This is a genomic window from Humibacter sp. (assembly GCF_035547335.1).
Taxonomy (GTDB): Bacteria; Actinomycetota; Actinomycetes; order Actinomycetales; family Microbacteriaceae; genus Humibacter.
The window spans coordinates 24,300-43,114 of the sequence record NZ_DASZVF010000078.1 but is presented as its reverse complement, the minus strand read 5'-3'; the positions used below and the strand labels follow the sequence as shown (position 1 = coordinate 43,114).

The following is an 18,815-nucleotide window of genomic DNA, read 5'->3' as shown; positions in this document are numbered from 1 at the left end:
GTTCGTGGGCTCGTCGAGAAGGAACACGTGCGGTGGCCGGGCGATGATGAGCGCCAGCGCGAACCTGCGCTGCTGGCCGACCGACAGCGATCCGATCGGCGCGTCCAGATCGCGGGGTGCGATCAGGCCGAGCGACTGCAGCGGAACCTGCTCCGCGCGTCGCTCCCCCAGCGCGCGCTCGTACAGCGCCCGGGGCGTGGCGGATGCATCCGCGAACCGCACGTCCTGTTCCAGCAGGCCCACGCGCAGCCCCCTTCGACGCGTCACCGATCCGGAGTCGGGCTGCACGGCTCCCGCGAGCAGTCCGAGCAGCGTCGACTTGCCCGAGCCGTTGGCTCCCGTGACCAGCAGCCGTGCGTCGGGCTCGATGCGCAGCCGCGACACGTGCAGCCGGTGCCGCACGCGGGCATCCGCGACCTGGATGAGCGTTCCCGCCGAGTCGTCGAGTCCGTGCGCCCCGCTCGGGATGCCTGCGAAGCGCAGCAGAGCAGGCGGCTTGCGCACCTGGTGGCGTTCCAGTTCGTCGAGGCGACCCTGCGCGTTGCGCACCCGCCTCGCGATCTGTGCATCCACGCGCTGGCCTTTGAACACGCCGATGAACTTGTCGTTGTCGCGCGGAGCACGGGCCGCATGCGTGGACCGCGCCGTGACCGCCGTCGTGTGACGCAGCCGGTCGAGCTCGTCCTGCTCGTCGCGGAACTGCCGTTCCCAACGCTCGCGTTCCGCCGCCTTGTGGTCGAGGTACGCCGTGAAGACGCCCTCGCGCGTCGCCGGCCTGCCGAACACCGTCGCGCCGTTGCCGCTCGCCTGCACGGATCCGCGTCCCGGCATGCCTGTGCCGCCAGAGGTGCCGTCGGCGCGAGCGGCAAGGCTCGAGCGCGACGGGTCGAGGTCGACCAGCGCCGTGGCCACGGCATCCAGGAACACGCGATCGTGGCTGGCGAACAGCACCGGCCCGCTCCACTCGGTCAGCTGGCGCTGCAGGAACTCCACGGCGTCGTCGTCGAGATGGTTGGTCGGCTCGTCGAGCAGGAGGGCGTCCGGGTGGCTGAGCAGCAGCGCCGCCATGGCGAACCTGCTGCGCTGGCCGCCTGAGACCTCCCCCAGAGTGCGCTCCAGAGGGATGCTGCGCACACCGAGGCCCGCCAGCACGCGATCGCGGCGCGCCTCGATGCTCCAGACATCCGCACGCTCGGCCGCGGCCAGAGCCGCCTCGTACCTCGACGACGCCCGTTCGACCTCGTCGGGTGTGGATGCCTCGCCCAGCCGGATGCCGGCGTCGTCGAGTTCGCGCTCGACGGCCCGAACCTCTCCGAGGGCGTGCTCGAGGAGCGAGTTCAGCGTCGCGCTCGGTGCGAATCGCACCTCCTGCCAGAGGAACCCCGTGCGCGCCGGCCGCGCGATGGAACCGCGGTCCGGTGCCTCAGCCCCGGAGAGCACCCGGAGCAGCGTGGACTTGCCCACGCCGTTCTCGCCGATGAGACCGACCCGGGAGCCGGGTGGAACGGTGAGTGAGACATCCGTGAGCACGGGGCGGCCGCCGTAGGCGAGGGAGACGCCGTCTGCGCGCACGTGATCGGCGATGGCTGCTGGCTCGGTGCCGGTGAACGGACGTGTGAGCGTCGCATCCACCGGTGCGGCGTCGACGACGGGAAGGGAGGGGAGTTGTGCAGGCATGGAACCGCCTCTCGGTCAGTCCCGATCCCGGCGGGCCGCGGTAGGCGGTGCCCGCACGAATCGAGGTGCTCGACCTCGGCGTGCGGCAGGCTGCCGGCGCGCGGGACGAGCGCGGAATCCCGCCGGGCGTTGGCCCCGAGCTCAGAAGCGGCCGACGATCCGATGACGAGCGCGCAGGACGCGACCCGTCACGGTGACGGATGACCGTTCCTCGTCGGGTGCGCTGCGGTGCGACATCGAGGTGTCGCGGATCCGCAGGGGTCGAGCCTCATGCGCGGGACGAAGGGTGGTCACTTCTTCATAGCTCGCGAAACGTTACCAGCGTTGCGTGCGCGAGTCCAGCGTGCGCGCGAAGAGGTTCCGCCGGTCCAGCGGCACAATCACCGCAGCGGCGGGCTCAGGCGTCGAGTCCGAGCACCTTCGAGGTCTCGGCGAGCACCTTCGCCGCCTTCTTCGGCTGGTCGTTCAGCGTGCTGCCCATCGTGGGGATCAACTCCTTGAGCTTGGGCTCCCACTCGTCCCAGTGATCCGGGAAGCACCTGTGCAGCAGGTCGAGCATGATCGGAACGGCCGTCGACGCGCCGGGCGAGGCACCGAGCAGGCCCGCGATCGAGCCGTCGGATGCCGCGACCACCTCGGTGCCGAACTGCAGCACGCCGCCGTGGTCGGCATCCTTCTTCATGACCTGCACGCGCTGACCGGCCGTGATGAGCTCCCAGTCGACGTCCTTCGCGGTGGGCATGAACTCCTGGAGGGCGCGCAGTTTCTTGGCGCGGGATGCCAGTAGTTCGGAGATCAGGTACTTGATGAGCGCGAAGTTGTCGCGCGCCACGGCGAGCATGGGCCACAGGTTGCCCGGCCGCACCGACCCGGGCAGGTCCCACCAGGAGCCCTTCTTGAGGAACTTCGGGCTGAATCCGGCGTACGGACCGAACAGCAGCGACGCCTCGCCGTTGACGACGCGGGTGTCCAGGTGCGGAACGGACATCGGCGGTGCACCGACGGCGGCCTTGCCGTAGACCTTTGCCTGATGCTGCGCGACCAGTTTGGGGTTCGTGGTGCGGAAGAACTTGCCGCTGATCGGGAACCCACCGAATCCGTTGATCTCCTTGATGCCGGATGACTGCAGCAGGTGCAGCGCGCCGCCGCCCGCTCCTACGAAGACGAACCGCGCGTCGACCGTGTGCGGCGTGTTGCCCACGAGGTGCTTCACGCTGAGGCGCCAGTTGCCGTCGCGCGTTCTGCGGATGCTCTTCACCCGGCAGTTGAGCCACAGCTCGCCGTCGCGCTCCACGACGCCGTCGAACAGGGCCGTCGTCAGCGCGCCGAAGTCGACATCCGTTCCCGCCGCGATGCGGGTGGCGGCGATCGGCTCGCGCTTGCGGCCCTTGATGAGCAGCGGCGCCCACTCGCGGATGACCTTGTGGTCCTCGGAGTACTCCATGCCGGCGAACAGCGGCTGATCTTTCAGCGCTGCATAGCGCTTGCGAAGGTACTTGACGTTCTCGCCGCCGCGCACGAACGTCATGTGCGGCGTCGAGTTGATGAAGGTGGTCGGCAGCTCGCCCTTGGTAGCCAGCGACGCCCAGAACTGACGGCTCAGCTGGAACTGCTCGTTGATGCTGATCGCCTTCGAAGGGTCGACCGTTCCGTCCTTCGCCTCCGGCATGTAATTGAGCTCGCACAGCGCCGCGTGACCGGTGCCCGCGTTGTTCCACGGGTTCGAGCTCTCCTGGGCGACTCCGCCGAGCGACTCGTAGACGCGGATGCTCCAGTCCGGCTGCAACCGCTGGATCATGGTGGCGAGGGTGGCGCTCATGATGCCCCCACCGATCAAGACGACGTCCAACGGGCCTCGGGAATCACTCACTCGATCGATTCTATCGGCGTGTCGACACTGCCGCGGACAGCCGTGAGGGCCCCACCCGGCGTACGGTTCGCGGCACGCTGCGAGTCTCTCAGCCGAGGTACCGCCCCCCGGTCTCAGCCGAGGTACCGCTCCCCGGTCTCAGCCGAGGTACCGCTCCCCGACGGGGATGTCGACGGTCACGGTGTTGCCTGGCGGCGCGAGCGGGCACGCCCAGGCCGGGTCATAGGCGCAGCTCGGGTTGTAGGCGAAGTTGAAGTCGAGAACGACGGTGCCGGGCGCGGAGCCCGGACCGAGGTCGGCACCCTTGATGGTGTCGAGGAGGTAGCGGCCGCCGCCGTAGGTTCCGTTCCGGCGGCCCGCTGAGGCATCCTTCACGGGAACGAACAGCCCGCCGCCGTACGAGCGCAGCCGCCACACGTCGAGCGAGCCGACGTCGGGAAGGCGCACGACGCCGATGCGTTCGAACGGCACGACGCCGTCCGTTCCCGTCTCGACGTCGAGCTCCGCGTGTTCGGCCGGCTCGATCGGCAGCTCGAACCGCCACTCCGGGTCGTACTCCGGAACCGGGAGCCCGGCGAAGCCGGCCCGGTCCTCGGGCAGCAACGGCGTCGACGGATGCGTCGCGAACAGCGCGTCACGCTCGACGACCCACGCCGCATGCGCGGCAGAGGCGTCCTCCTCCGCGAGGTCGCGCACGAGCTCGTACAACGCGAAGACGCGTCGGCGCCAGTCGGCGACGTCGATGGCGGTCTGGATGCCGGTCATGGCTCCAGCCTGCCGCATCCGCCGGACGCGTGCCTGCTGCGGTATCCGCGACGCTCCGGATGCCTGAGCAGCAGGATCCGGACAGCCGCCGACAAGATGCGGACAGCGTGCCGGAAAGCCGGCTGCCGTGTCGGAGGCCGCCGCCAGAATGCTCGTCGTGACCGTCGACACGCACCGCGGGATCGGCCTCGCGCAAGGGACGGCCCTGTACGTCGCGGCCGTGCTGGGAACGGGCATCCTGCTGCTTCCCGCGCTCGCTGCGAGGGCAGCAGGGCCGGCTGCGATCGTCGCGGTCGTCGCCCTGGCCGTCGTCTCCGTGCCGCTCGCGTCGACGTTCGCGGCGCTGTCGACCAGACATCCGGATGCCGGCGGGGTCGCGACGTTCGCGCGTCGCGCGTTCGGCCCGACCGCCGCTCGCGTCGTCGGGTACTGGTTCTTCTTCGGGACGCCCATCGGCGCGCCGGTCGCGGCGATCATGACCGCGCAGTACGTCGTGGCGATCATCGGCGGCGACCGGGCAACGGTGATCGCCGTGGCGGCCGGCCTCGTGATCGTGCCTGCCGTCGTCACGGTGTTCGGTGTGCGCTTCGCCGGCTGGGTGCAGCTGCTGCTCAGCGGTGCGTTGATGGCCATCCTCGTGCTGGCGCTCGCGGCCGCATCGCCGCACGTGCGCGCCGGCAACTTCACGCCGTTCCTTCCGCACGGGCTCGGCGGCGTCGGCGTGGCCGTGAGCCTCTACATCTGGGCCTTCGCGGGATGGGAGGCCGTCGCCGGCATCGCGGGCGAGTTCTCCAGGCCGCGCAGGGACATCCCGAGGGCGACCGCGCTGGCCCTGGCGATCGTCGCCGTCGCGTACGTCGCCATCCAGACCGTCGTGGTCGGCGTTCTCGGGCCGAGAGTCGGCTCGTCCGACGCGCCGCTGCTCGATCTCGTCTCCGTCGGGCTGGGCAGAGGCGGGGGCGTCGTGGTCGCGTGCGTCGCCGTGATCGTGGTCGTCGGCGTCTTCAACGCCTACTTCGCCGCGTTCAGCAAGCTGGGGGCGGCCATGGGGCGTGACGGCGATCTGCCGGCATGGTTCGGACGAGGAGCCGAACGGGGCGGCATCGCGCGCCGGGGGCTGCTGCTCAGCGCGGCACTGATGACCGTGTACTTCGCCGTGGTCGCGTGGCTGCCCGACCTGCAGCCGGTGATCCTCGTGCACACCAGTCTGGCAGCGGCCATCTACGGCGTCGGGGTGGCCAGCGCGCTGGTACTTCTGCCGAGAGCGAGCCTGGGCTGGTGGATGGCCGCGCTCTCCTGCCTGCTCGTGCTCGGCCTGCTCGTGCTCGCCGGCGTCAACCTGGTGTACCCGCTCATCCTCGCCTGCGCCGCGGTGCTCGTCCGCGTGGTCGCGCGCCTGCGACGTGGCGTGCGACAGACGCGCGAGATGCCGGCCGCAGCGGATGCCGTCGCCCCGGCCGTCTCCGGCAGTGCAGCACCGGCATCCCACGACTGAGCGCACGTCCGACGACGGGGGCCCGTCAGCGCGGCGCCCCGAAAGGAGTCCTGTGCTTTGGGGCTGCGCGGACCGACTCGGGCGCGTCGGCGTCCGCCGCCCCGCGCGGGGCGGGAAGCGCTCAGACCGTCGCGGCCGTGGGCAGGTTGGCTGCGACGAGCTCCGCGATCTGCACCGCGTTAAGCGCTGCACCCTTGCGGAGGTTGTCGTTCGAGACGAACAGCGCCAGCCCGCGGCCCTCGGGGGCACCCGGGTCCTGACGGATACGTCCGACGTACGACGGGTCGGTGCCGGCGGCCTGAAGCGGGGTCGGCACGTCTGACAGCTCGACGCCGGGCGCATCCTGCAGCAGCTCCGTGGCGCGCTCGGGCGTGATGGGCCGCGCGAACTCCGCGTTGACCGACATCGAGTGCCCCGTGAACACCGGGACACGCACGCACGTGCCGCTCACCAGCAGGTCGGGCAGGCCGAGGATCTTGCGGCTCTCGTTGCGGAGCTTCTTCTCCTCGTCGGTCTCGTAGAGTCCGTCGTCGACGATCGAGCCGGCGAGGGGGACCACGTCGAACGCGACCGGGCGGGCGAACTTCACGGGTGCAGGCAGCTCGACCGCGGCGCCGTCGTGCACGAGGTCGAGCAGGCGACCGGATGCCACGGCCGCCTCGGCCTGGTCCGCGAGCTCCTGCGCTCCGGCGAGCCCGGCTCCGCTGACGGCCTGGTACGTGCTGACGATGAGCCGCTGCAGCCCTGCCTCAGCGTCGAGCGCCTTGAGCACGGGCATGATCGCCATGGTCGTGCAGTTCGGATTGGCGATGATGCCCTTCTGCGCCTGCGCGATGGCCCCGGGGTTCACTTCACTGACGACGAGCGGGACCTCGGAATCCATGCGCCACGCGCTGGAGTTGTCGACGACGATGGCACCGGCATCCGCGAACCTCGGCGCGTAGGCGCGGCTGCCGGTCGCGCCCGCCGAGAACAGCGCGATGTCGACACCGGACGGATCCGCGGTCTCGACGTCTTCCACCACGATCTCTTCGCCCTTGAACTCGAGCGTGCGTCCGGCAGAGCGACTCGTGGCGAACAGCCGCAGGCTCTCCACCGGAAAGTCGCGTTCCGCGAGGATGCGGCGCATGACGGTGCCGACCTGGCCGGTCGCGCCGACGATGCCTACCGTGAATCCGTTGCCCATGGGAGTTCCTTGCGTCCGTGCGGCAGGCGCTCGACGCCGGCCGTCGTCATCGATGCGGGTATGACCTTCCATTGTGGCAGACCGCGCCGCGCCGGTAGCGACACCCCTCGTGACCACGCGGTGCGCCGAGACCGACGGATGTGGTCGAGACGGTCGAGACCGACCGCGGGGAGGCAGGTCTCGAGCGGATCGGTCGGTCTCGGCAGTGCGAATGGGGCAAGGTGCGGGGCGCGCGGACGGCGAAGAGACATCCGACGTATGGCCGCCACGCGCTACGATCGCGCGTATGGCCGTCACCGACGAGGCGATCCTCAAGATCAAGGAGATGATCACCACGGGGCGACTCTCCCCCGGCGATCGCCTGCCTCCCGAGAAGGAGCTGAGCGAGAGCCTCGGGCTCTCAAGGTCGTCCCTGCGCGAGGCGGTGAAGGCTCTCGAGGTGATCAGGGTGCTGGATGTGCGCCGCGGCGACGGCACGTACGTCACGAGCCTGGAGCCCCGGCTTCTGCTCGAGGCGCTCTCGTTCGTGGTCGACCTGCACGACGATCGGTCGGTGCTGGAGATCTTCGGGGTGCGGCGCATCCTCGAGCCCGCGGCGGCACGGCTGGCGGCGACGCGCATGACCGACGAGCAGCTGGATGCCCTTGAGCAGCTCCTCGAGGCCACCACGCACGACACGGGCGTCGAGGGCGCGGAGGCTCTGGTGCAGCACGACCTCGAGTTCCATCGGGCGATCACCGAGTCGTGCGGCAACGACTACCTCGCGCAGCTCGTCGAGTCGATCTCGAGCCACACGGTCAGGGCCAGGGTGTGGCGTGGCCTGACGCAGCAGGGTGCGGCGGAACGCACCATCCAGGAGCACAGGGCGATCCTGAACGCTCTGCGACAGCGCGACGCTGAGCTCGCGTCGGCGCACGCTCTGACCCATGTCGCCGGCATCGAGGACTGGCTCCGCGCGGCCGTCACCGCGACTGACCGAGCCTGATCGGAGGACCATGCGGATCGCACTTCATTCCACGCTCCGCGCCGGAGCCGCCGACGCCTACCTCGCCGAGCACGCGAGGGTGCCCGACGAGGTGCGGGCTCTCTTCGATCGGGCGGGCATCCGGGACTGGACGATCTGGCGCTCCGGCGACCGGCTGTTCCATCTCGTGGAGTGCGACGACTTCGACGAGGCGATGCGCGTCATCCGTGCCGACGAGGCCGACCGGCGGTGGCAGGAGCGGATCGGCCGTTTCGTCGACGGCTTCCGCGGCCCCGACGGAACCCCGGCGTACGCCCCGCTCGAGCAGGTGTGGCGGCTGGAGGAGCAGCGGCGCGACGACGCCGCATCCGTCGCATCCGGGGCAGAAGCGCCAGAGAGCGGACGCGCGCAGCCGGCTGATGCATCCCGTTCCGATGCCGATGCCGACGGGCCCGTCGTCGACATGGGACTGGACTGAGTGGTGGAGGACGCACCGGAGGCCCCGGCATCGGCTACAGGCACAATCCGGGCGACCCCTGCACCGGCGGCCGACGGTCACGATGCCCCGACGCCCATGGTGGACGCGCACGTTCACGTGTGGGACCCGGCGCGGCTCAGGTATCCGTGGCTCCACGGCATCCCGGCGCTCGACCGGGCCTTCCTTCCCGCTGACATCGACCGCGCGGGCGGCGCGTCGAGACGCCACGTCTTCGTGCAGGCGGGCTGCGTGCCCGAGCAGGCCATCGACGAGGTGCGCTGGGTGCTCGGCATGCGGGACGCCTGGCCTGAGCTGGCCGCGATCGTCGCCGACGCCGACCTGCGGTCCGGGCGAGCGCTCGAGTCCCAGCTCGACGCGCTCGCCTCGCTCGACTCGCTCGACTCGCTTGACTCGGTCGACTCGCTCGCGGACCGGGACACCGAGGGGTACTCGGTGCGGGTCGTGGGCATCCGCCACCTGCTGCAGGACGAGCCGGACGAACTGCTCGAGGATGCTCGTGCCCGCTCGGCGCTCCTCGACGGCCTGCGGATGCTCGCCGAGCGCGGCCTCACGTTCGACGCCTGCGTCAGGCACCGGCAGCTCGCGGTCGTCGCGGAGCTGCTCGAGAGCGTTCCCGACGTGCGCGTCGTGCTGGATCACCTCGGCAAGCCGCCGGTCGACGACGGCATCGACTCGGCGGGCGGGCGCGCGTGGGCGCGGAACATCGAGCGGATGGCGCTGCTGCCACTCGCCCACGTGAAGCTCAGCGGGCTCGGCGCCGAGGCATCGACGCGGGACGCCCTCGGCGCGCACGCGGCGCCCTTCCTCGTCCACACGCTCAACGCGTTCGGTGCCGAGCGTTCCATGATCGGAAGCGACTGGCCGGTCAGCTCCTACACAGGCGCAGGCGGCACGACGAACGAGTGGCGTGAGCGCGTCCGCGGTGCGGCGTCGGATGCCGGGCTCACCGCGGACGACCTCGCGGCCCTCGAGAGCCGCACCGCCGAACGCTTCTACGGCCTGCCCCGGTCCTGACCGTGCCACGCCGCCGACGCGCGGCGCCGAGCCAGGCGGCCGACACGCGGCATCGAGCCACGCGACCGACGCCCGGCACGAGTCAGGCGACCGACGCACGGCACCAGGCCCGTGCTCTTCGGCCCGGGGCAGCCGTACCCCGAAGGCCCTCAGCCCGGGATGTACCCGGCCGCGGCGAGCGCCTCCCAGAGCTCGCCGGGAATGGGCGCCTCCAGACGCGCGAGATTCTGCCGGACGGCATCCGGGTCGGCCGCGCCCACGAGCGCCGCCGCGACGACGGGGTCGCGGAGCGGGTACTGCAGCGCGGCGGCAGGCAGCTCGACGCCGTGCTCCGCGCACACTCGCGCGAGGTCGCGAGCCCACTCGACGAGTTCGGGCGGCGCTGCCGAGTAGTTGTATGTGGCATCCGGCGCCGGCTCCGCACGTGCGAGCAGCCCCGAGTTGTACAGCGCGGCGGCGACGATCTGCACGCCACGCTCGCGGCAGGCGGGAACCAGCTCGTCGAGCGCCGGCTGCTCCAGCAGGGTGTAACGCCCGGCGATCATGACGACGTCGAGGTCGCCCTCGCGCACGGCGCGAGCCGCCGCGGCGGCGTCGTTCACGCCGATCCCGATGCGGTCGACGAGACCCTCGTCGCGAAGGGCGCTCAGCGCGGGAAGTCCCTCGCGCAGCCCGCGGTCCAGGTCGTAGACATCGGGGTCGTGCAGGTAGAGGATGTCCACGCGGTCCAGCCCCATGCGCGCCAGCGACTGCTCCAGGCTGCGACGGATGCCGCCCGCGCTGGGATCGAACCGCCGCACGAGGTCGTCGGGCACATCGAACCCGTGCGCGAGGTCGCGCCCGCCCGCGAACGCGGGGTTGGGCTCGAGCAGACGTCCGACCTTGGTGGACACCACGTAGTCCGCCCTGGGCTTCGCGCGCAGGAACTCGCCGAGCCGACGCTCGCTGAGGCCGAGACCGTAGTGCGGCGCCGTGTCGAAGTAGCGGACGCCGCCCTCCCATGCGGCACCCAGCGCGGCGCGCGCCTGCTCGTCGGTGACGGCGCGATACAGGTTGCCGATCGGCGCCGCCCCGAACCCGAGCCGCGATCCTCCCCCGAACGCGCTCGACGCCCTGCTTGCGGGGGCGCTGTCGGTCGCCTCGAGGTCGGAGCTCACTCGCCGTCCCCGGTGTGGGCGGCGTCCAGGCGGGCCGAGGCCTGAGCCTGCTCGGCAGCATCCTCTCGCTCCGCGAGCCACTCGAACTCGTCAAGAGATGCGGGCAGCATCTCCATGCCGGCACCCGGCGCCGTCGGCGTCGTGTAGCGGCCGTTCTCGATCACGACGGGTGTGACGAAGTGCTCGTGCAGGTGGTCGACGTACTCGATCATGCGGCCCTCCACGGTGCCGGTGACCGCCACGAAGTCGAACATCGAGAAGTGCTGAACGGCCTCGCACAGCCCGACTCCGCCCGCGTGCGGGCAGACCGGGATGCCGAACTTGGCCGCCAGCAGCAGGTTGGCGATGTTCTCGTTCACTCCGCCGACTCGCGTGGCGTCGATCTGCATCACCTGCATGCCGCCGGCCTGCAGGAGCTGCTTGAACACCACCCGGTTCTGCACGTGCTCGCCGGTGGCCACCCGGACCGGGGCGACCCCGCGCGAGATCGCCGCGTGGCCCAGGATGTCGTCGGGGCTCGTCGGCTCCTCGATCCACGCGGGGTCGAACTCGGCGAGCGCCTTGACCCAGTCGATGGCCTCCTGCACGCCCCAGCGCTGGTTCGCATCCATGGCGATCGGGAACCCGGGGCCGAGCACCTCGCGCGCGATCCGATACCGGCGGATGTCGTCGGCCAGGTCCGCGCCGACCTTCAGCTTCACCTGCCCGAACCCTGCGTCGACCGCCTCGCGGCAGAGCCGCGCGAGCTTCTCGTCGGAATAGCCGAGCCATCCGGGGGAGGTCGTGTACGCCGGGTAGCCCTGTTCGAGGAGCCGTGCGATGCGTTCCTCGCGCCCGGGCTCGGCGGCCTTCAGGATGCGCAGCGCCTCGTCCGGCGTGATCGCGTCGGTGAGATAGCGGAAGTCGACGAGCGAGACCAGCTCCTCCGAGCTCAGCCGCGACAGGTGCAGCCAGAGCGGCTCGCCCGCGCGCTTCGAGCGCAGGTCCCAGAGCGCGTTGACGATGGCGCCGATGGCCATGTGCATGACGCCCTTCTCCGGGCCCAGCCAGCGCAACTGGGAGTCGTGCACGAGCATGCGCGACGCCGAGCCCATGTCGGCCAGCAACTCTTCGACGTTCAGGCCCAGAAGGTGGTCGCTGAGCGCATCGAGGGCCGCGACCTGAACGTCGTTCCCACGACCGATCGTGAAGACGAACGCGTGCCCCTCGAGGCCGTCCTCTGCATCGGTGCGGAGCGTGACGTAGGCGGCAGAGTAGTCGGGATCGGGATTCATGGCATCCGACCCGTCGAGCGAGAGCGAGGTAGGGAAGCGCACATCCCTGGTGTCGACGGCGATGATCGTGCTCATGGGTTCCTTCGGTCGGGAGGCGATGCTGCAGTCACGACACTAAACATCGGATGTTTAGGCTGTCAATGCGCCGGTCTCATGCAAGAATCGGCACACGACCGGCAGCAGTGCTGCTGAGGCATCAGTCCACGAGAGGAACGACATGGCCACCGACTTCACCGGACTCGTCGCGATCGTCACCGGAGGAGCGTCGGGCATCGGAGCCGCCGTCGCGCGCCGGCTGCGTGCCGACGGTGCGCGCGTGGCGGTCTTCGACCTGAGCACCGACGCCCCGGCCGCTGACCTCGCCGTCCGGGTGGACGTGAGCGACGACGCGACGGTGGTGACTGGCGTGCAGAGCGTGATCGACGAGTTCGGACGTCTCGACATCGTCGTCAACAACGCGGGCATCGGGGCCCAGGGCGATGTCGCGGCCAACTCGGATGCCGAGTGGCAGCGCGTTCTCGACATCAATGTGATCGGCATGGCACGGGTCTCGCGCGCCGCGCTCCCCTACCTACGCACGTCCCCCGCCGCCGCGATCGTGAACACGGCATCTGTCGCGGCGACGGCCGGGCTTCCGCAGCGTGCTCTGTACTCCGCCTCGAAGGGCGCCGTGCTCGCCCTCACCAAGGCGATGGCCGCCGATCACCTGGCCGACGGCATCCGGGTGAACGCGGTGAGCCCCGGCACGGCCGACACGCCGTGGGTCGGCAGGCTGCTCGACTCCGCCGCCGATCCTGCCGCGGAGCGGGCGGCGCTCGAGGCGCGCCAGCCGCACGGGCGTCTCGTCTCCGCAGAGGAGATCGCGGATGCCGTCGCCTATCTCGCGAGCCCGGCCGCCGGCTCCACGACGGGAACGGCACTCGAGGTGGACGGCGGCATGGCAGGACTCAGGCTGCGCCCTCGCGGCTGACTGCACACGCGAACGCCCTCGCACGGCATCCGGCCGAGCACCGATCCCCGTTTCCTCGGTACCACTATCCTGAGACACGCGACCAGGACGGTCGCAGACGGGGGTCGTGTCATGGGGGGATCGACGACGGATGCGCGTGCGCGGGCGGCGCGCTGGTGGTTCGGCGGCATCGGGGTCATCGTGGGGGCCGCGCTGGTCATCCAGCTCGTGCTCGTCTTCACCGGCGGCCAGGACGTCAACACGTTCATGCCCAGCACGAACCAGAGCCTGCGCGAACGGCTGATCAACCTGTTCAGCTACTTCACCATCCAGAGCAACCTGTTCGTGCTGGGCACCTCGATACTGCTGGCGGTCAGCATCCGCCACGACGGAACGCTGTGGCGCACGCTGCGCTTCGACGCCATCCTCGGCATCATCATCACGGGTCTCGTCTACGAGACGATCCTCGCGCCGCTCGTGCACCCGACCGGCTGGGCGCTCGCCGCCACGATCGGATTCCACTACATCTCGCCGTGGGCGACGCTCATCGGATGGCTCGTGTTCGGTCCGCGCCCGCGCATGTCGTGGCCCGTCATGGGATACACCATGATCTGGCCGCTCGCCTGGCTCGTCTACACGTTCGTGCGGGGCGCGCTCACCGGCTGGTACCCGTACCCGTTCCTCGACGTGAACCTCATCGGGTTCGGCGACTCGGTGCGCAACTGCGCCGTCATCCTCGTCATCGCACTCGGCATCGCCGCGCTGCTCACGATCCTCGACAAGCGTCTGCCCGCACTCGTGCACGACGACGACGGCGGCAGGCGCCGGCCCGTGGCCGCCGCTGCCGAGACGGCCGGCATCACGACCGCGTCGGTCGACCCAGGAAGTGAGCGGTGACCAGCGCGACCCAGGTCGTGAGGATGTAGGGCCACGTGTACGTGTCGACCCCGAGGGCCTGCATCACGAACGTCACGACGGCCGTGACCACGATCCAGGGCAGCGCGTAGAGCCACGACGCGAGCGAGCTCCTGAAGAACGTGACGGCGACGGCGATCGCGGTGAGCACCCCCGAGTAGCCGTCCAGCCCTCCTGCCACCTCCGACCACGGCTGTCCGATCAGGATCGCCGTGAGCGACCCGACGACGCTGCCCAGCACGGCAGCGACTCCGACCTTCCAGTTCGCGATGAAGAGTCCGAGCAGGATCAGAGCGCCGCTGACGGCGTTGCCCACGAGCACGACCTGCGAGACATTGGTGAGCAGAGAGAGAAGGAACGCAGGCAACGGCTCCGCCGGCGGCACGGCCGGCCTGCCGGTCACGGCGAGGCGCGCGGTCGACACCACGAGAACGGTCGCCACGATCACGAACGGAGCCGTCGTGTACGGCAGCGCGAATCGAGACAGCGGCCGCATCGCGAACAGCGCGTTGATGAGCCGCGTCACGGGCCCCGTCGCGAGACCGCCGAGCACGGCTGCGGCGTAGCACCACCAGGCAGAGCCGCCGAGCGCGGCGAACACGGCGGCGCCGACGAGCATGCCGCAGAACGACTGCATGCCGGTCGACACGTCGGCCAGCGAGAAGCGCATGGCGCGACCGCCCAGCATGCCGGCGGCAGCCCCGACCACGGCGAGGATGCCCATGCGCCAGTCCGCGACGAAGAACGCTGCGATGATGAGCACGCCCGTGATGACGTTCTGCTGGAAGTAGATCTGCGACGCACCGTGGAACAGCCCGAGCGTCCACTGCAGTGTCGTGCTCCTGCTGGCTGTGCTCGTACTCGTCATCGTCTCCCCCGAGCTGGCGCTACTTACGGATCTTCGGCGCGATCCCGCCCGTGATGAGCTCATGTGCGGCGGCCGCAGCAGTGCTCTGCACATTCGCCGACGTGATGGTGTCGTCGCCGACGTACCTCAGCCACGCCCCCGCTTCGTGAGGAAGCGCGCTCACGCCGAACAGCGCGGCATCGTCATCCGACTTCTCGACCACGGCGCGAACCGCCTCGTGCAGCGTTTCGGCGACGCGCGCCGCGGGAACACGCGATGTCACGACGTAGAGCGAGGCGATGATGTCCCTGCCGCCCAGCACGGCGGGGCCACCGACGTGCCCCTCGTGCGGCACGAGCCGCGCCCTGTCGATCGCTACGGGCACCCCGTCCGGCCGCGACACCTCGAAGTCGCTCGCGAACGCGGCGTAGGCGTTGTGCTCGCCACGGGTGAGACGACCGGCGTAGACGACCTCGCCCGCCAGGAGGGTCGCATCCGGATGCAACGACACGGCGGTGCGCTGATAGAAGCGCGAGTCGACGTACGGGATCACCGGATCGGGCAGGTACTCGACATAGGCGTCCGCGCCGATCTCGAGGTTCACGAGAGCCGTCGCGTAGCCGGACTCCATCCGGTACACCTTGGTGTGCGCCTGCGTCGTGACGTGTGCCGACGTGCCGGGCCCGAACGCGAGATCCGTTCGCTGCCGGTCGTTGTGCAGCACTCCTCCGCCCGTGGTCACGAGGTACGTGTACGGCATGTCCGGCCGCAGCGGGTTGTAGTACAGCGGCTTGATGATCTGCAGCGGCGACTTCTGGTAGTGGTGCACCAGCTCCGTGCGCTGCACGCCGTGCGCCTCACGCAGCTCGAAGTCGAGCTCGAGGATGCCCACCTTGCCCGGGCTGCCGATGGGCAACGTGTGCGCATCGTCGCCGAAACGCGCCACCTCGACCGGCACGTGGGCCGGCTCGTAATGCTCGGGCTGCAGGCGAGCGCCCCCGTACCGGTCGCCCAGCCGTTGAACAGGGATCGTCACGCGACGGACTCGGCCCTCGACGCGTTCCAGTTCGCCATGATCGAGTCGAACAGCTCGTGCACCCCCGTGCCGTCGAGGGAGTTCGTGAGGATGACCGGCTTGCCTTTGCGCACCGCGTTGGCGTCGCGCTCCATCACGCCGAGATCCGTGCGCACGTACTTCGCGATGTCGACCTTGTTGATCACGAGGATGTCGCTGTCCGTGATGCCCGGCCCGCCCTTGCGAGGCATCTTCTCCCCGTTGGACGTGTCGAGCACGAACACGAAGACGTCAGCGAGCGAGGGCGAGAACGTGAGCGTCAGGTTGTCGCCGCCGGACTCGTAGATCAGGGTGTCGACGGCCGGAAACCGCTCCAGCATCTCCTCCCCGGCCGCCAGGTTCATCGTCGGGTCGTCACGCACCGCCGTGTGCGGGCACGCTCCGGTCTCCACTCCCACCACGCGCTCGGGATCGAGCACCCCGGCCAGCTCGCGTCGCACGTGCCGGGCGTCCTCCTGCGTGTAGATGTCGTTCGTGATGACCCCCGGCGTGCGGCCGGCGGCGATGAAGATGGGCACGAGAGCCTCGGTCAGGGACGTCTTGCCCGTTCCCACCGGCCCTCCGATGCCGACTCGTAGCACGTTGTCGCTCATGTCACTGATTCCTTCCTTGTCGTCCTGTGGTCGTCGTCCGGCATCCCGGTCCGGCTCAGCTGGTGAAGAGGCGCGCGTGCGCGCGCTCGTGGCTCGCCGACATGATGTCGCCGACCGGCGCGAACCCACCGATGTCGAGCGCCGGCCTGGCGACCGCGTCGGCCGCGACCGCCTCGATGGTGGGCTGGATGCGACGCAGCAGCACCTGCGTGCTCCGGTGGTCGGTCAGCCGGAGGCGCAACGCCGCTCCGGCGTAGCTGACCGCGAACGCGAACAGGTCGGACACCACGGCCTGCTCGACCGGTACGCCCGTCGCCGCGTAGGCGACGCCCGTCACGATCGCCTGGCATCCGGGAGTCCGCCGCGCCTTGACCAGACCCGCCCACGTGGCCAGGTCGTCGCCGCCCGCCGTGCCCGCATACGCTTCGCCGGCGATGTCGGCGAGCTGGCGCCCGCTGCGCACGCTCGCCGCCCGCAGCTCCGCGCTGAGCTTGGAGGCGAACAGCTGCCTGTCGAGGTCGATGACGGCATCCCAGTCGCGACGGATCGCAGCACCGTGCGCGCGAGCCAGAGCCGTCGCATCCGACGGGCCGACCGTGCGCACGAGCATGTCCTCGAGCAGGCCGCCGACCGTCTCCGGCGACACGAGGCCCTGCTGGAGAAAGCCCTCGAGTCCGTGGGACATCGCGTAGAAGCCGCTCGGGAACGCCGAGTCGCTCAGCTGCAGGCTGACCAGCAGCTGAGCGGCTCCGACGGCATCGTTCCCTGCCATGTGGTTGCCTAGACGAGGAAGAACAGCTGCGTGAGCGGCAGCGACTGGGCCGGCTCGATGTGCACAGGCTCGCCGTCCACCGTCACCTTGTACGTCTCTGGGTCGACCTGGATGTCGGGCGTGGCGTCGTTGCGCACCATGTCCGTCTTGCCGATCGTGCGCGTGCCCGTCACGGGCAGGGTGCGGCTCTTCAGGCCGAGCTGCTCGGGAACCCCCTTCTCGATCGAGACCTTCGACATGAACGTCGCCCGCGTGGAGTGCAGTGCCTGCCCGAAGGCGCCGAACATGGGCCGGTAGTACACCGGCTGCGGCGTGGGCAGCGACGCGTTCGGGTCGCCCATCAGCGACCAGTTGATCAGGCCGCCCTTGATGACCAGCTTCGGCTTGGCCGCGAACGAGTCGACCGGCCAGAGCACGATGTCGGCCATCTTCCCCGGCTCGAGCGAGCCGACGTAGTCCGCGATGCCGTGCGTGATCGCCGGGTTGATGGTGACCTTGGCGAGGTAGCGCAGCACCCTGAAGTTGTCGTTGCCCTCGGCATCCTCCGGGAGCTTGCCGCGCTTGTCCTTGCAGTGATGAGCGGTCTGGAACGCGCGCACGACGGACTCCCCGATGCGCCCCATCGCCTGCGAGTCGGACGAGAACATCGAGATGATGCCCAGGTCGTGCAGCACCGTCTCGGCGGAGATCGTCTCGGCCCGCACCCGCGAGTCTGCGAAGGCGATGTCCTCGGGGCTGTCGTACGACAGGTGGTGGCACACCATGACCATGTCGAGCAGTTCGTCGATCGAGTTGACGGTGTACGGCAACGTCGGGTTCGTCGACGACGGCAGCACGTTGGCCTGCCCGGCGATCTTGATGATGTCGGGCGCGTGGCCGCCACCCGCTCCCTCGGTGTGGAACGTGTGGATGGTGCGGCCGTCGATCGCCGAGATGGTCTCCTCCACGAATCCCGCCTCGTTCAGCGAGTCCGTGTGCACCGCGATCTGGATGTCGTACTCGTCGGCGACGCTGAGCGCTTGGCTGAGCGCAGCGGGCGTCGCACCCCAGTCCTCGTGCACCTTGAGGCCGCCGGCGCCCGCCTCGATCTGCTCGATCAGCGCCTGCGGAAGCGATCCGTTGCCCTTGCCGTGGATGCCGACGTTCACCGGCAGCGAATCCCACGCCTCGAGCATGCGGTGGATGTTCCACGCGCCAGGGGTGCACGTCGTGCCGTTCGTGCCATCCGTCGGTCCCGTTCCGCCGCCGAACAGGGTCGTGATGCCGTTCGACAGCGCCGTCTCGGCCTGCTGCGGCGAGATGAAGTGCACGTGCGAGTCGATGGCGCCGGCGGTAGCGATGAGGTGCTCGCCCGCGATCACCTCGGTTCCCGGTCCGAGGAGGAGCTTCGGGTCCACGTTGCGCTGCGTCTTCGGGTTGCCCGACTTGCCGATCCCGACGATCAGGCCGTCCTTGATCCCGATGTCGCCCTTGACGATGCCGAGCACCGGATCCATCACGATCGCGTTCGTGATGACGAGATCGAGCGCACCCATCGACTGGCTGGCCAGCGGGTCGGCCGCCATGCCATCGCGGGCGGACTTGCCGCCACCGTAGACGACCTCGTCGCCGTAGCTGTCGGCGGCGTAGTCCTTCTCGATCTCGATGACGAGGTTCGTGTCGGCAAGCTGGACCTTGTCGCCCACGGTCGGTCCGAAGAGATCCGTGTACTGCTGGCGCGAGATGATGGCCACGGCTAGTTCCCGCCCTTTCCGTTCGTTGCG

General features: G+C 70.0%; 17 protein-coding genes. 6 read left to right on the top strand and 11 right to left on the bottom strand.

What is annotated here, in order from left to right; translation table 11 throughout:
* From VHB92_RS15875 to VHB92_RS15865, 3 genes are all read right to left on the bottom strand, one after another.
* A partial coding sequence (locus VHB92_RS15875) for an ABC-F family ATP-binding cassette domain-containing protein (RefSeq protein ID WP_325454741.1) occupies nt 1–1,677 on the bottom strand: 1,677 nt, incomplete at its 3' end.
* A 397-nt stretch (nt 1,678–2,074) separates the two neighbouring features.
* On the bottom strand, nt 2,075–3,547 hold the full coding sequence (locus VHB92_RS15870) for a malate:quinone oxidoreductase (RefSeq protein ID WP_325454740.1): 1,473 nt from the start codon (nt 3,545–3,547) through the stop codon (nt 2,075–2,077).
* A 138-nt stretch (nt 3,548–3,685) separates the two neighbouring features.
* Nucleotides 3,686–4,312: a DUF1684 domain-containing protein gene (locus tag VHB92_RS15865; RefSeq protein WP_325454739.1), complete on the bottom strand. Its 627-nt coding sequence runs from the start codon at nt 4,310–4,312 to the stop codon at nt 3,686–3,688.
* Nucleotides 4,313–4,460: 148 nt separating this feature from the next.
* Here VHB92_RS15865 and VHB92_RS15860 point away from each other — a divergent pair, with 148 nt between their 5' ends.
* Entirely contained in the window at nt 4,461–5,807 is a 1,347-nt protein-coding gene (locus tag VHB92_RS15860; protein ID WP_414653125.1) for an APC family permease, read from the top strand.
* Between the two features lie 121 nt (nt 5,808–5,928).
* Here VHB92_RS15860 and VHB92_RS15855 read toward each other — a convergent pair whose 3' ends face one another.
* Nucleotides 5,929–6,993, bottom strand: coding sequence for an aspartate-semialdehyde dehydrogenase (locus VHB92_RS15855; RefSeq protein ID WP_325454737.1), 1,065 nt, complete (start codon nt 6,991–6,993; stop codon nt 5,929–5,931).
* 286 nt (nt 6,994–7,279) lie between these two features.
* Here VHB92_RS15855 and VHB92_RS15850 point away from each other — a divergent pair, with 286 nt between their 5' ends.
* The 3 genes from VHB92_RS15850 to VHB92_RS15840 all read left to right on the top strand — a co-directional run bounded on the left by VHB92_RS15850 (nt 7,280) and on the right by VHB92_RS15840 (nt 9,470).
* Nucleotides 7,280–7,978 (top strand): FadR/GntR family transcriptional regulator, encoded by a 699-nt coding sequence (locus VHB92_RS15850; RefSeq protein ID WP_325454736.1) that lies wholly within the window; start codon nt 7,280–7,282, stop codon nt 7,976–7,978.
* Between the two features lie 10 nt (nt 7,979–7,988).
* A complete protein-coding gene (locus VHB92_RS15845; protein WP_325454735.1) occupies nt 7,989–8,435 on the top strand; it encodes an L-rhamnose mutarotase in 447 nt (148 codons plus the stop codon).
* 96 nt (nt 8,436–8,531) lie between these two features.
* Entirely contained in the window at nt 8,532–9,470 is a 939-nt protein-coding gene (locus VHB92_RS15840) for an amidohydrolase family protein (protein ID WP_325454734.1), read from the top strand.
* Nucleotides 9,471–9,619: 149 nt separating this feature from the next.
* Here VHB92_RS15840 and VHB92_RS15835 read toward each other — a convergent pair whose 3' ends face one another.
* Nucleotides 9,620–10,627 (bottom strand): aldo/keto reductase, encoded by a 1,008-nt coding sequence (locus VHB92_RS15835; protein ID WP_325454733.1) that lies wholly within the window; start codon nt 10,625–10,627, stop codon nt 9,620–9,622.
* Nucleotides 10,624–11,976 (bottom strand): L-fuconate dehydratase, encoded by a 1,353-nt coding sequence (locus VHB92_RS15830; protein ID WP_325454732.1) that lies wholly within the window; start codon nt 11,974–11,976, stop codon nt 10,624–10,626. Before VHB92_RS15830 ends, VHB92_RS15835 begins: the two co-directional genes overlap by 4 nt.
* A gap of 142 nt (nt 11,977–12,118) precedes the next feature.
* Here VHB92_RS15830 and VHB92_RS15825 point away from each other — a divergent pair, with 142 nt between their 5' ends.
* Nucleotides 12,119–12,871, top strand: coding sequence for an SDR family oxidoreductase (locus VHB92_RS15825; RefSeq protein ID WP_325454731.1), 753 nt, complete (start codon nt 12,119–12,121; stop codon nt 12,869–12,871).
* 111 nt (nt 12,872–12,982) lie between these two features.
* Entirely contained in the window at nt 12,983–13,747 is a 765-nt protein-coding gene (locus VHB92_RS15820) for a Pr6Pr family membrane protein (protein ID WP_325454730.1), read from the top strand.
* Here the strand turns inward: VHB92_RS15820 and VHB92_RS15815 are convergent.
* The 5 genes from VHB92_RS15815 to ureC are packed head-to-tail and all read right to left on the bottom strand — an operon-like array spanning nt 13,710 to nt 18,785.
* Entirely contained in the window at nt 13,710–14,633 is a 924-nt protein-coding gene (locus VHB92_RS15815) for an urea transporter (RefSeq protein WP_325454729.1), read from the bottom strand. The genes VHB92_RS15820 and VHB92_RS15815 overlap by 38 nt on opposite strands.
* Before the next feature lie 19 nt (nt 14,634–14,652).
* Nucleotides 14,653–15,648, bottom strand: a complete 996-nt coding sequence (locus VHB92_RS15810) for an urease accessory protein UreD (protein ID WP_325454728.1) — start codon at nt 15,646–15,648, stop codon at nt 14,653–14,655.
* Nucleotides 15,645–16,280: an urease accessory protein UreG gene (ureG, locus tag VHB92_RS15805; RefSeq protein ID WP_325454727.1), complete on the bottom strand. Its 636-nt coding sequence runs from the start codon at nt 16,278–16,280 to the stop codon at nt 15,645–15,647. Before ureG ends, VHB92_RS15810 begins: the two co-directional genes overlap by 4 nt.
* Nucleotides 16,281–16,335: 55 nt before the next feature.
* Nucleotides 16,336–17,052, bottom strand: a complete 717-nt coding sequence (locus VHB92_RS15800; RefSeq protein ID WP_325454726.1) for an urease accessory protein UreF — start codon at nt 17,050–17,052, stop codon at nt 16,336–16,338.
* A gap of 8 nt (nt 17,053–17,060) precedes the next feature.
* Nucleotides 17,061–18,785 (bottom strand): urease subunit alpha, encoded by a 1,725-nt coding sequence (ureC, locus tag VHB92_RS15795; RefSeq protein ID WP_325454725.1) that lies wholly within the window; start codon nt 18,783–18,785, stop codon nt 17,061–17,063.
* Between the last annotated feature and the right edge of the window lie 30 nt (nt 18,786–18,815).